11 protein-coding genes are annotated in these 11,332 nt (G+C 72.4%); 9 read left to right on the plus strand and 2 right to left on the minus strand.

Annotated features, from left to right (window positions below):
• Nucleotides 1–50: 50 nt before the first annotated feature.
• The 8 genes from AB0O15_RS19635 to AB0O15_RS19670 all read left to right on the plus strand — a co-directional run bounded on the left by AB0O15_RS19635 (nt 51) and on the right by AB0O15_RS19670 (nt 8,973).
• Entirely contained in the window at nt 51–1,046 is a 996-nt protein-coding gene (locus AB0O15_RS19635) for a sugar ABC transporter substrate-binding protein (protein WP_364320214.1), read from the plus strand.
• Complete coding sequence (locus tag AB0O15_RS19640; protein WP_364320216.1) at nt 1,043–2,518, plus strand: sugar ABC transporter ATP-binding protein; 1,476 nt, start codon at nt 1,043–1,045, stop codon at nt 2,516–2,518. The genes AB0O15_RS19635 and AB0O15_RS19640 overlap by 4 nt, the downstream gene beginning before the upstream one ends.
• Nucleotides 2,515–3,429 (plus strand): ABC transporter permease, encoded by a 915-nt coding sequence (locus AB0O15_RS19645; RefSeq protein ID WP_364320218.1) that lies wholly within the window; start codon nt 2,515–2,517, stop codon nt 3,427–3,429. Before AB0O15_RS19640 ends, AB0O15_RS19645 begins: the two co-directional genes overlap by 4 nt.
• Complete coding sequence (locus AB0O15_RS19650; RefSeq protein ID WP_364320220.1) at nt 3,426–4,391, plus strand: ABC transporter permease; 966 nt, start codon at nt 3,426–3,428, stop codon at nt 4,389–4,391. The genes AB0O15_RS19645 and AB0O15_RS19650 overlap by 4 nt, the downstream gene beginning before the upstream one ends.
• On the plus strand, nt 4,388–5,128 hold the full coding sequence (locus AB0O15_RS19655) for an SDR family NAD(P)-dependent oxidoreductase (RefSeq protein WP_364320222.1): 741 nt from the start codon (nt 4,388–4,390) through the stop codon (nt 5,126–5,128). Before AB0O15_RS19650 ends, AB0O15_RS19655 begins: the two co-directional genes overlap by 4 nt.
• A gap of 9 nt (nt 5,129–5,137) precedes the next feature.
• Nucleotides 5,138–6,019 (plus strand): SMP-30/gluconolactonase/LRE family protein, encoded by an 882-nt coding sequence (locus tag AB0O15_RS19660; RefSeq protein WP_364320224.1) that lies wholly within the window; start codon nt 5,138–5,140, stop codon nt 6,017–6,019.
• Nucleotides 6,020–6,033: 14 nt separating this feature from the next.
• Nucleotides 6,034–7,575 carry a long-chain fatty acid--CoA ligase gene (locus AB0O15_RS19665; RefSeq protein ID WP_364320225.1) on the plus strand — a complete coding sequence of 514 codons (1,542 nt, stop codon included), beginning with the start codon at nt 6,034–6,036 and terminating at the stop codon, nt 7,573–7,575.
• Between the two features lie 147 nt (nt 7,576–7,722).
• Nucleotides 7,723–8,973, plus strand: a complete 1,251-nt coding sequence (locus AB0O15_RS19670) for a flavin-dependent oxidoreductase (protein WP_364320227.1) — start codon at nt 7,723–7,725, stop codon at nt 8,971–8,973.
• A 24-nt stretch (nt 8,974–8,997) separates the two neighbouring features.
• On the opposite strand, the gene AB0O15_RS19675 is transcribed toward AB0O15_RS19670, so the two are convergent.
• Complete coding sequence (locus tag AB0O15_RS19675) at nt 8,998–9,384, minus strand: nuclear transport factor 2 family protein (protein ID WP_364320229.1); 387 nt, start codon at nt 9,382–9,384, stop codon at nt 8,998–9,000.
• Between the two features lie 38 nt (nt 9,385–9,422).
• Here AB0O15_RS19675 and AB0O15_RS19680 point away from each other — a divergent pair, with 38 nt between their 5' ends.
• Complete coding sequence (locus AB0O15_RS19680; protein ID WP_364320231.1) at nt 9,423–10,259, plus strand: hypothetical protein; 837 nt, start codon at nt 9,423–9,425, stop codon at nt 10,257–10,259.
• Here the strand turns inward: AB0O15_RS19680 and AB0O15_RS19685 are convergent.
• On the minus strand, nt 10,246–11,328 hold the full coding sequence (locus AB0O15_RS19685) for a Xaa-Pro peptidase family protein (protein ID WP_364320233.1): 1,083 nt from the start codon (nt 11,326–11,328) through the stop codon (nt 10,246–10,248). The genes AB0O15_RS19680 and AB0O15_RS19685 overlap by 14 nt on opposite strands.
• Nucleotides 11,329–11,332 lie beyond the last annotated feature (4 nt).

Here is an 11,332-nt window from a genome sequence, read left to right on the forward strand (position 1 = left end):
CCAGGTGACTATGCGCTTAGTAACCACGTCTGACCTCGAAGGAGAGGCCGATGGTGCGGACACGATCACTACGAGCCGCCGTGCTCGGCATGGCCCTGATCGCTGCGGGATGCGGGGGCTCACCCGCGGCGTCGACCAAGGAGACCGGCACCCAGGGCAAGACGATCGCCTTCGTGGGCTACGGCGACGCCAGCCCCTGGGGCGCCGCCTACAACAAGACCTTCAAGGCCGAGCTCGCCTCGTCCGGCGTCAAGATCAACGACCTGACCAGCATGGACGCCGGGACCCAGGTGCAGAACTTCAACCAGGCGGTGTCCCAGAAGCCCGCCCTCATCGTGGCCGCGCTGTGGGACACCACGGCCACCGTCGTGCCGATCCAGAAGGCGAAACAGGCGGGTGTGCCCGTACTCATCGTCGACGGCCGGCCCGACCCCCAGGTCGAGGGTGACGTGATGTCGGTGCTCTCGGACAACGTCAAACTCGGCGAGTACGCCGCCCAGAACATCATCGAGGGCCTGAAGGCGCAGGGCCGCGACTCGGGCAAGGTCATCGTGCTCTCCGGGACCAAGGCGATGCTGGTCACCCAGGACCGGATGGAGGGCTTCGGCAAGGCGATGGCGGCCGCGCCGCAATATCAGGTGATCGAGGACCAGGACACCAACTGGGACCCGACGGCCTCCGGCAAGGTCGCCCAGCAGCTGTTCGCCAAGCACGGCTGCGACGGCATCCAGGCCGCGTACGGCATGGCCGACTACATGGCGCTGCCGATCGTCCAGGCGGCCAAGCAGGCCGGGTGCAAGGTCGGCGGCACGGACGGCCTGGTGGTCACCGGCGGCAACTGCTTCAAGGCCGGCATCACCGCGATCAAGGCCGGCGAGATGTACGGCACCGCCACCGAGGACCCGATCACCATCGCCAAGCAGACCGCCTCCTACCTCACCCGCTTCCTCAACGGCGAGAACCCGCCCAAGAGCGAGCTGGTCAAGGAGGACCGGGTCACCAAGGAGACCATCGCCCAGTTCGAGGAGCAGTGCAGCCAGGCATGAGCGAACCGCTGGTCGTCATCGACGCGCTGGCCCGGAGCTTCGCCGGCGTCCCGGCGGTGCGGGAGGTCTCCTTCACCGTCGGGGCGGGCGAGATCCACGCCGTCTGCGGGCACAACGGCGCCGGCAAGAGCACGGTCGTCAAGATGCTGTCCGGGCAGCTGGCGCCGGACGCCGGCCGGATCCTGCTGGCCGGCGAGCCGGTGCTGCTGGGAAGCCGGCCGGCGGCCCAGCGCCTCGGCGTGGCCCTGGTCGACCAGGAGCTGAGCGTGGTGCCGGCGCTGACCGTGCTGGAGAACCTGATGCTCGGCGACATCGACGCGCCGCTGGTCAAGCGGCGGCGGGCCGCGGTGGCCCGGTGCCGGGAGGTGCTCGGCGACCTGGGACTCGACCACGTGCGGCCGGATCAGCTCGTCTCGACGCTGAGCATGGGCGAGCGGCAGCTGATCGAGATCGCCAAGGCGCTCAGCCAGCGGGCGCGGGTGGTCATCCTGGACGAGCCGACCGCCACGCTGAGCGAGGCGGAGAGCCGGCGGGTCCATGCGGCCGTACGCCGGGTCGCCGCCCGTGGGTGCGCCGTCGTGTTCGTGTCGCACCGGCTGGCCGAGGTGCTGGACCTGTGTGACACGGTCACGGTGCTGCGCGACGGGCGGCGGATCACCACCAGGCCGGCCGCCGAGCTGACCGTCGACCGGCTGATCGTGGAGATGCTCGGCGAGGCGCCTCATCGCCTCTCAGCGAATCGACGGCCCGATCCCGACCTCACCCACGCGCTGCGGATCTCGCGACTGCGGGTCCCGGGGCGCCTGACGGACTTCACGCTGACCGCGCGGGCGGGCCGGATCTACGCGCTGGCCGGGCAGCTGGGCAGCGGCGCGTCCGATGTGCTGCGGGCCCTCGCGGGGCTGCACCCGGGGGCGACCGGCCGGGTCAGCCTGCGCGACCGCGCCGTCCCGTTCCGCAGCCCGGTCGGCGCGGCGCGGGCCGGGATCGCGTACGTGTCGAACGATCGCAAGGGCGAGGGCCTCTTCCTGGACAAGTCGGTGGCGATGAACCTGGTCGGCACCCGGCTGAACCGCCTCGGCGGGAAGGCGCTCGTCCCGGCCGCCCGGCCGCTCGCCGCCCGCGCCGGCCTGGACGAGGTCCGGCTGGCCGAACCGGTGCTCGCGCTCAGCGGCGGCAACCAGCAGAAGGTGTTCGTCGGCCGCGCGCTGGACCGGCCCGACGTGCACGCGCTGCTGCTGGACGAGCCGACCCGGGGCGTCGACATCGGCGGGCGGGCGGCGATCCACCGGCTGCTCCGCGACGCCGCCGACGCCGGGCTGGTCGTCGTCTTCGCCTCGACCGAGCTGGAGGAACTGCTGGAACTCGGCGACGTCATCCTCACCATGCGCGACGGCCGGGTGGTCGAGACCTACCAGGGCGGCGCCGACGGCACCGTGCTGATGCGGGACATGACGGGCGAGAAAGCATGACGGTACGCCGAGGTCCGGTGGCCCTGGCCGTCCTGCTCCTGATCCTCCTGCCGCTGGCCGTCAGCACCGACCGCTTCCTCACCCTGGCCAACGCCCGGGCCATCCTGGCCTCGGCCGCGCTGGTCGGCATCACCGCGATCGGGGCGACCCTGGTGATGATCGCCGGGTCGGCGGTCTCGATGGCGGCCTCGCAGACCGCCACCCTCGTCGCCATGGTCTTCCTCTGGACGCTGAGCCACGGCCTGCTCGTGGCCACCCTGCTCGGGCTGCTCACCGGGGTCGTGGTCACGGTCGTCCAGGGGCTGGTGGTCGGCTACTGGGAGGCCAACCCGATCGTGCTGACCATCGCCGCGGGCTTCGCGATCGGCGGCGGCTCGGTCTGGTTCAGCGGCGGGACACCGGTGGCCGCGGCCGGCGGCGGCTACCAGGTGCTCAACGCGACCGTGCTCGGGCTGCCGCTCGCGGTCTACGTGCTGCTGGCGCTGGCCGTGCTGGCCCAGTGGATGCTGCGGCGGACCACGGCCGGGAGGCAGATGTACCTGGTCGGCGAGAACCGGGCCGCGGCCCGGGCGGCCGGCCTGCCGGTGGGCCGGGTGATCGCCGTCGCCTGGGCCTTCTCCGGGCTGTGCCTGGCGCTCACCGGCGTCTTCCTGGCCGCCTTCAACACCAGCGCCACCACCAATCTGGCCGGCCCCTTGACCCTCGACGCGATCGCCGCGGTCCTGCTCGGCGGCACCGCGATCGCCGGCGGCAAGGGGTCGGCGCTCCGCACGCTCGGCGGCGCGGTGCTGATCGCCGTCATCGCCGACGTGCTCCTCCTCCGCGGCTACTCGACCGGGATCCAGATCCTGGTGAAGGGAGTCCTCGTGCTCGGTGTCGTCGTGCTGGTCCACCTCCGGAGGCGTCGATGAGACCGGAACGTCTCGTGCCCGGTGCGGCCCTGCTGCTGGTCGTGATCGTCTTCGCGCTCACGCCGCTGGGCACCGGCGTGCCGCTCGCGTCCTTCGACGTCTACAACGCGTTGCAGGGCTTCGCGCAGATCGGGCTGCTCGCGCTGGCCATCGGGCTGACCATGATCGCCGGCGAGTTCGACCTCTCGGTGGTCGGCACCTACGCCGTCGGCGGGATGATCACCGTGCTCACCGGGCAGTCGTCGGCGTTGCTCGGCCTGCTGATCGCGGTCGCCGCGGGCGCGCTGATCGGCGCCCTGCAGGGTGGCCTGATCGCGTGGCTGCGGATCCCGTCGGTGCCGGTGACGCTGGCGGCGTACATCGCGCTGCTCGGGCTCGCGTACGCGCTGTCCGGCGGGCTCAGCGTGACCTTCAAGAACCAGGCCGCCACGCTCTGGGTCGACCAGACAGTGGCCGGCGTCTTCTCGCCGCGCAGCCTGATCACGCTGGCCGCGTTCGCGGTCGCGGCCGTGGTGCTCGGCTTCACCCGGCTCGGGGCGGAGCTGCGCGCGATCGGCGGCGACCGGCGGGCCGGCCGGGTCGCCGGGGTGCCGGTGGAACGCCGCCTGGTGCTGCTGTTCACCATGTCGGGCACGCTCGCGGCGCTCGGCGGCGCGCTGCTCAGCGTCAGCTTCGCCTCGGCCAACCCCGACCCCGGACTGCGGCCGTTACTGATCGCCGCGGTGGCCGCTCTGCTCGGCGGGGTGTCGCTGGCCGGTGGCCGCGGCACGCCGGCCGGACTGCTGGCCGGCGCGCTCGCGGTGGCCCTGCTGGCCCAGATCGTCACCCTGGCCTACCTGCCGGACTACTCGACCCAGCTGTTCTACGCGGCGCTGCTCGCGGTGGTCGTCGCGATCGACTCACCGGGGTTACGGCGCACCCTGGACCGCCTGCGGGCGCGGACCCGGCGGGCGGCGGCGTGACGGGCAACCTGACCTTCGACTTCGCCGGGCGTACGGTCCTGGTCACCGGGGGCGCCCGCGGCGTCGGCGAGGCGATCGGCCGGCACTTCCGGCTGGCCGGGGCGACCGTCTACCTGGTCGACCTGGAGGCGGACGTGGTCGAGGCGACCGCGGCCGAGATCGGGGCGGTCGGGCTGGCCGCCGACGTCACCGACAGCGCCCAGGTCGACGCCGTGGTGGACCGGGTGGTCGCCGAGACCGGCCGGATCGACGTGCTGGTCAACAACGCGGGCATTCTGCGCGACGGCGTGGTGTGGAAGCTCAGCGACGGCGACTATGAGTCGGTGATGGCGGTGCACGCGGGCGGCACGTTCCGGTTCACCCGGGCGGCGGTGCCGCACTTCCGGCGGCAGGGTTCGGGCCGGGTGATCAACGTGACCTCGTACACCGGCCTGCACGGCAACCCGGGGCAGTCGAACTACGCGATGGCCAAGGCCGGGATCATCGGGTTCACCAAGACCACGGCCAAGGAACTGGCGCGGTTCGGCATCACCGTCAACGCGATCTCGCCGAACGCGCGGACCCGGATGATCGCCTCGGTCCCGCCGGACAAGCTCGCCGCCCTCACCAGGGCCATCCCGATGGGCCGTTTCGCCGAGACCTCGGAGATGGCGGCCGCGGTCGCGTTCCTGGCCTCGGACGAGGCCTCCTACATCACCGGCGTCGTCCTCCCCGTCGACGGAGGACTCTCACTGTGAGGAGTAATCATGGCTGACTTCACCACCGTCGTGTCGGACGCGCACTTCCTGGAGGCGCCGCGCTGGCACGAGGGCCGGATCTGGTTCTCCGACTTCTACGGCCTGCGCGTCTCGTCGGCGAACGAGGACGGTTCCGACCTGAGGGTCGAGGCGGAGGTGCCCGGGCAGCCGTCCGGGCTGGGCTGGCTGCCCGACGGCCGGCTGCTGATCGTCTCGATGACCGACCGCCGGGTGCTGCGCCGCGAACCCGACGGCACCCTGGTCACCCACGGCGACCTGGCGAAGCACGCGGCCGGGCCGATCAACGACATGTCCGTCGACGCGCGGGGCCGCGCGTACGTGGGGAATTTCGGGTTCGACCTGATGGGTGGCGCACCGATCGAGCCGACCTCGCTGCACCGGGTCGACCCGGACGGCACGGTCACCGAGGTCGCCGACGGCCTGTGGTTCCCCAACGGCAGCGCGATCACGCCGGACGGCGTCCTGCTCGTCGGCGAGACCTTCGGCAACCGGATCAGCGCCTTCGACCTCACCGACGACGGGCGGCTCACCAACCACCGGGTGTGGGCTTCCTTCGGACCGCTGCCGACCGACCGCTCGGTGGAGGTGGTGTTGCCGGCCTTGGCGGTCGCGCCGGACGGGGCCTGCCTCGACGCCGAGGGCGGCTTCTGGATCGCCGACGCCACCGGCAGCCGGCTGCTCCGGGTCGTCGAGGGCGGCACGATCACCGACGAGATCGAAACCGGCACGCCGGTGTACGCCTGCGCGCTGGGCGGCGCCGACGGCCGCACCCTGTACGCCTGCGCCGCGCCGGACTTCCACGCCGAGCCGCGCAAGGCGGCCACCGAGGCCCGGCTCCTCGCGACCCGCGTCGCCGTCCCGGCCGCCTGACGATGCGGGGGCTGATGCAGGATCGGCCGCTGGATGTCGCCTCGCTGATGCGGCGCGCGTCCGGGGTCTTCGCCCACAAGCGGGTCATCACCAACACGGCCGTCGACGAGGTGGCCGCGACCTGGGGCGAGGTGGTTTCCCGCGCCCGACGCCTCGCGGGCGTTCTCGATGCGCTCGGCGTGCCCCCGGGTGCGCGGGTGGGGACCTTCGGGTGGAACTCGCAGCGGCATCTGGAGCTCTACCTGGCGGTGCCGAGCTCCGGGCGGGTGCTGCACACGCTCAACCATCGGCTGTTCGCGGACGAGCTGACCTGGATCCTGGCCGACGCGGCCGACGACGTGCTGTTCGTCGACCGGTCCCTGCTACCTACCGTCTGGTCGGTAGCTTGGGGGGCGGCGTCCGTGCGACACGTCGTGGTCATGGATGACGGTGGGGACGAGCCGATCCCCGCCGGGGTGCTCTCGTACGAGGAACTGCTCGGGTCTTCCCCGGCGGCGGGCCCGGCCGTGGTCGACGAGACCGACGCCGCCGCCCTCTGCTACACCTCCGGCACGACCGGGCGCCCCAAGGGCGTGCTCTACAGCCACCGGTCGATCGTGCTGCACACGCTGCTCCTGCTCGCCGCGGACAGCTTCGCCATCAGCGAGCGTGACGTGGTCATGCCGATCGTGCCGATGTTCCACGTCAACGCCTGGGGCCTGCCGTACGCCGCGGCGATGGCCGGCGCCGACCTGGTGCTGCCCGGCCCCCGGATGACCCCGGGCGACCTCGCGTCGCAGCTGACCCGGCACCACGTCACGGTCACCGCGGCGGTCCCGGCGATCTGGCGCGGCCTGGAACCGCTGCTGCCCGGGCTCGACCTGTCGTCGCTCCGGATGGCCGTGAGTGGCGGCAGCGCGTTGCCGGAGTCGCTGGCCCGGACCTATGCCGGCGCCGGGGTGCCGCTCAGCAGTTCGTGGGGGATGACCGAGACCAGCCCGCTGGTCACCTGCGCCCGGCCCGACGACCCCCTCGACGTGCGGATTCTTCCGGGGCGGCCGGTCCCGCTGACCGAGGTCCGGCTGATCGGCGAGGACGGCGACGTGGTCGCCCACGACGGCGTCACACCCGGGGAGGTGCAGGTCAGCGGGCCGACCGTCGCCGGCGGCTACTTCGGCGACACCGCGGCGTCGCTCAGCGAGGACGGCTGGCTCCGGACCGGCGACGTCGGGACGATCGACCCCGGCGGCTACCTGCGGATCGTCGACCGGACCAAGGATCTGGTGAAGTCGGGCGGCGAGTGGATCTCGTCGGTGACGCTGGAGAACGAGATCATGGCCCATCCCGACGTGGTCGAGGCGGCGGTGGTCGCGGTGCCCGATCATCGTTGGGGTGAACGGCCGCTGGCCTGCGTGGTGGTCGCGTCCGGCCGCACGCTGACCGCCGACGAGTTGCGGGAGCACCTGACCGGCCGGGTCGCGTCATGGTGGGTCCCCGACGAGTTCCGGTTCGTGGCCGAGATCCCCAAGACCGCGACCGGCAAGTTCGCCAAGGTCGCCCTCCGCCGGTCCCTCTGAGAGCCCGCCCTGTGCGCCGGCCTTCCCTTTGAGACCTCCGCCGGGCTCGGCGGCCTCCGGGCGCTCGGCGCCGCCTCGCGTCAACCTGATTCGGGTGGAATCGAAAGGGTCGAACGTGAATGGGCTCATGTCCTAGCGTCTCCAGACGTGAAGGTACTCGTCATCGGGGGCGGGGTCGGCGGGCTGGCGACGGCGTTGAGTCTGCACGCGGCCGGCGTCGACTGCGAGGTGTACGAGCAGTCGCGGGAGATGCACGAGCTGGGTGTCGGCATCAACATGCTGCCGCACGCGGTGAAGGAGCTGGCCGAGCTGGGCCTGCTCGAGCGGCTGGACGCCGCCGGTGTGCGTACCCAGGAACTGATCTACACCAACCAGCTCGGTCAGGAGATCTGGCGGGAACCGCGCGGTCTCGACGCGGGGCACGAGTACCCGCAGTTGTCGATCCACCGTGGCCGGCTGCACGGCGTGCTCCACGAGGCCACGCGGGAGAGGATCGGCCCGGAGCGCATCCACACCTCCAGCCGGCTGGTCGGGTTCGAGCAGGACGACACCGGTGTCACGGCGGTTCTGGCCGATCGGCGGGTGACCGGCGACGTGCTCGTGGCGGCCGACGGCATCCACTCGGTGGTGCGGGCGGCGTTGTATCCGGACGAGGGGCCGCCGACCTGGAACGGCATGATGATGTGGCGTGGCGCGGTGCCGTACCCGCGCCTCCTCACCGGCCGCTCGATGATCATCGCCGGCGGGATCGACCGGGCCAAGCTCGTGGTCTATCCGATCTCGCACGAGCACGGGATCGAGACGCCGCTGCTGAACTGGGCGGTCGGGGTCAAGCTCGGTGACGGCTCGGATCCGCCGCCGCGCCGCGAGGACTGGAACCGCCCCGGCGACATCGACGAGGTGCTGCCCCACGTCCGGCGGGAGTTCAAACTGTCCATGGTGGACATCGAGGCGGTGATCCGGGCCGGCGGGCGGTGCGGCGAGTTCCCGATGTGCGACCGCGACCCGGTGCCGCGCTGGTCGTTCGGCCGGGTCACGCTGCTCGGCGACGCCGCCCACCCGATGTACCCGGTCGGCTCCAACGGCGCCAGCCAGGCCATCCTCGACGCCCGCTGCCTCGCGCCGCTGCTCGCCGGTTCGAGCGACCCCGTCGAGGCCCTTCAGCGGTACGAGGCGGAGCGCCTCCCGCCGACCGCGGAGATCGTGCGGCTCAACCGCCAGGGCGGCCCCGAAGGGGTCATCGACATGGTGTCCCAGCGCGCGCCGGACGGCTTCACCAACCTCGACGAGGTCGCCACCCGCGAGGAGATCGAGGCGATCATCAAGGGCTACGCGGCGACGGCCGGCTTCAGCACCGGGAACACCCCGGCCGCGCGGGACGGGAAGTCCCGGACGTAGAACTGCCACCCGGCCCGGCGCGAGTCACACAGCTTCACTGGCGATCCGGGGGAACTGTGCCGCCATGGCCGCGGCCAGGGCGTTGGCCGCCGACAGCGGCCGGACCATCACGGTCAGGTCGTCGACCAAGCCGGCCTCGTTCAGGTGGAGGAAGTCGCAGCCCTGCAGGTCCTTGCCGTCCACGGTCGCCCGGAACATCAGCGCGTGGTCGCGGCCGTCGGCGCTGACGATCGTCCGGACGTACCGGAAGTCTTCGAACACCCGCAGCACCCCGCGCAGGATCGCCGCGGTCATCGCCTTGCCCGGGTAGGGCTTGTGGGCGACCGGGCTGGTGAAGACCACATCGTCGGCCAGCAGCGCCTCGAGCGCGGCGGCGTCGCGGGCCTCGGCGGCCCGGCGGAAGGAATCCATGCGGGCGACGCTACCGCAGCCACCCTAGAGTGATCGGGATGATCGCACGCATCGGAGCCTTCATCGTCGGGGCCGTCCTGCTGACGCCGGTCTGGCTGGACGGCAGCGAGTACGAGGGCTTCGCGCCGGAGAGCGACGACCTGGCGATCACGGCGACGATTCTCGCGGTGGTGGCCGGGCTGCTGCTGGGCTGGGCCAACCGCGGCCGCCGGTGGTACTGGGTGCTGCTCGGGGCGGTGGCCGGCTCGATCGTCCACGCCGGGGTGACCGTGCTCGTCTACCACGTCGTGATCCCGCTCGACTTCCCCATCCCGCTGGTCCTCATGATTCCGCTGCCGATCGTCGCCGCCATGGTGGGGTTCGGCGCCGGGTTGCTGGTGCGGCGCCCGGTCGGTGGGTTTTCCCAGATCCAGGGGTACGCCCTGGCGTTCGTGATCGCCCTCGTCGGCGTGTACGCGGTCACCGGGTTCGTACGGGTCGGGGCCGAGTGGGCCACCGCCCGGTTCCAGCCCGGGGACACCTCCGATGCCACGTCGCTCGACCTGGGGGCGGGGCGGCACGCGGTGTTCGCCACCTACAACGACCAGCCCGGCGCCTGCACGATCAAGTCCGGTGACGGCGCCGTCCTGAAGGTGCGCCAGCCGTCGGTCGAGTTCACCGACAACAGCGACAGCATCGTGACCGTGCTGTTCGGTGTCTTCGACCTGTCGGCGCCCGGCCGGGTCGCCGTCGACTGCCCGCGGGGCCGGATCGGCCGGCCGCCCGAGGTGCGCGGGCCGTTGGGGCACCTGCTCTTCGTACCCATCGCCCTGCTCTGTCTGATCGGCGCGATCCCCGGACTGGTCTACGGCGTGGCGCGACTCAGAGGTAGGTGAGGTCGGTGCTGGTGGTGTTGAGCAGGCGCGGGCCGGCGGCGGTGCAGGCGACGATGTCCTCGATGCGCGCGCCGTGGCGGCCGGTCAGGTAGACGCCGGGCTCGATCGAGAAGACCATGCCCTCGGTCAGCGGGGTGCGGTTGCCCTCGACGATGTACGGATCCTCGTGGCCCTCCAGCCCGATGCCGTGGCCGGTGCGGTGCAGGAACGCGTCGCCGAAGCCGGCGGCGGTCAGCTGGTCGCGCGCCACCGCGTCGAGGTGTTCGGCGGTGACACCGGGGGCGACGGCCGCGACCGAGGCCCGCTGAGCCTCTTGGAGCGCGCCGTAGTAGGCCAGAAAATCATCCGGGGCGGTGGCTCCGACGACGTACGTGCGGGTGCAGTCCGAGCAGTAGCCACTGGGCATGGTGCCGCCGATGTCGACGACGACCGGGTCGCCGGCCTGGATCACCCGGTCGCTGCTGCCGTGGTGCGGGCTGGCGCCGTTCGGCCCGGACGCCACGATGGTGAAGTCGGCGGTGGCGTGGCCCTCCTGGCGGATCGCCGCGGCGATGTCGGCGGCGACGGCGGCCTCGGTGCGGCCCGGCTCGAGCCAGAGGTGCATCCGCTGGTGCACCCGGTCGATCGCGGCGCCCGCCTCGGCCAGCGCCTCGACCTCGGCCGCCGACTTGACGGCCCGCAGCGGCCCCAGGATCGGGCCCGCGGTCTCCCACCGCGCCTCCGGCCACCGCCGCTGGAACGGCACCAGGTGGCGGGCGGGCATCGAGTCGGCCACCGCGACCCGGCCCGCGGCCGGCGGGATGAGCGCCCACGCGTCGGCGCCGTCCGGGTAGTCGACGATGGCGATGCCCTCGGTGGCGACCTCGGCGGCCGGCCGCTCGAGCCGCGGCACGACCAGCGTGGCCTCCCCGTCGACCGGCAGCACCAGGCAGGTGAGCCGTTCCAGGGCGTGCGCCGGGTAGCCGGTGAGATAGCGCAGGTCGGCGCTCGGCGTCACGAGCAGCACCTGACACCCGTGGTCACGAAGCGCCTGCCGGGCGCGGTCGAGCCGGTCGTCGTCGATGGGCATGGTC

It is taken from the genome of Actinoplanes sp. NPDC089786 (assembly GCF_040684855.1).
In the GTDB taxonomy this organism is placed as follows: Bacteria; Actinomycetota; Actinomycetes; order Mycobacteriales; family Micromonosporaceae; genus Actinoplanes.